The sequence below is a fragment of the Novispirillum itersonii genome, from assembly GCF_014205675.1.
GTDB classification, from domain to species: Bacteria; Pseudomonadota; Alphaproteobacteria; order Rhodospirillales; family Rhodospirillaceae; genus Novispirillum; species Novispirillum itersonii_A.
In genome coordinates, this window is record NZ_JACIIX010000041.1 from 1 (window position 1) to 1,189 (window position 1,189).

The 1,189-nt window shown below is 59.4% G+C and carries 1 protein-coding gene; it reads right to left on the reverse strand.

Annotation, left to right across the window (positions count from 1 at the left end; genetic code table 11):
• Window positions 1-19: 19 nt before the first annotated feature.
• On the reverse strand, window positions 20-970 hold the full coding sequence (locus FHS48_RS19860; protein WP_184266741.1) for an IS110 family RNA-guided transposase: 951 nt from the start codon (window positions 968-970) through the stop codon (window positions 20-22).
• Window positions 971-1,189 lie beyond the last annotated feature (219 nt).

The following is a 1,189-nucleotide window of genomic DNA, read 5'->3' on the forward strand; positions in this document are numbered from 1 at the left end:
TGAGATACCGTGTTGACCGTCAAGACGGATGAAACGGTTTTCTTGTTTTCATGATGCCATAGGCGATGACGAGCAGTTTTCTGGCAACGGCGACGAGAACGGCTTTCGGTGGTTTACCGGCGTCTTTGAGGCGGTCGGCAAAGGTTTTCAGGGTTGGGTTGTGCCGTCTGGCTGACAGGGCACACATGTACAGAATTGCGCGGATCCGTGGATTGCCGACTTTGCTGATATGGGTCCTGCCACGGACAGAACTGCCGGATTGTCGTTCCTGCGGGTTGAGGCCGACAAAGGCGGTGATCTGTTTGTTGTGGCGGAACAGCCGGAAGTCGGGGATTTCCGCCAGAAGCACGGCGGCGGACTGCGGCCCGATGCCGGGAATGGAGATCAGGAGATCATGGTTTTCTTTGAGGACCGCATCGCCGCCAATCAACCGCTCAACGTCGGCACTGACCCCGGCGATTTCAGCATCGAGAAAAGCGATGTGGCGGTTGATGGAGGCGACGGCCGCGGGAGATGTGGCTTCCTGCGCCCGGCGCTGAAGCTCAGCCGCCCGCGCTTCTTTCAGTGCCGCGCACCTGCGGACCAAGGCCCGCAGATCGCGGGTTTGGGGCGAAGGAGGCTGCCAGGGGGCAGGCAACTGACTGCGGCAGAAGCGGGCAATAACCCCCGCATCGACTTTGTCGGTTTTGGTGCGGACCATCTCACATTGCCCGAAGGCCTTGATCTGCAAGGGGTTGATGATACTGATGGTGATGCCCTGCTGATGCAGGAACAGGGCAAGATCATCCCCGTATCCTCCGGTTGCCTCCATGCAGGCCCGCAGGTCTGCCGTGGTGGCTCCCAGCCACGTCAGCAGGGCGTCAAACCCGGTTTGGTCGTTGTCAAACACGTGATGACGTTGTCTGTCTTCAGTCAGAAGAACCGCATCAAAACTGTGCTTGGCAATATCGAGACCCAGAAAAGCAGGCATTGGCGGCTCCCTTGTCTGGCGGTGGACCGTACGGCTGACCATCCTTGTACATACAGGCTCTCTGCCGGGAGGCAGGCCTTCGATACCGTTCGGTACGGCGTACGGTGTAGCGAACGGGGGCCTGATCTCAAGCACGTTCTTCAGGGAAGAAGGGACCAGCAGGCTCACCCGTTCACCGACCCCACACAGGCGTACGCCTGTGTGGGGGAAACATACAAG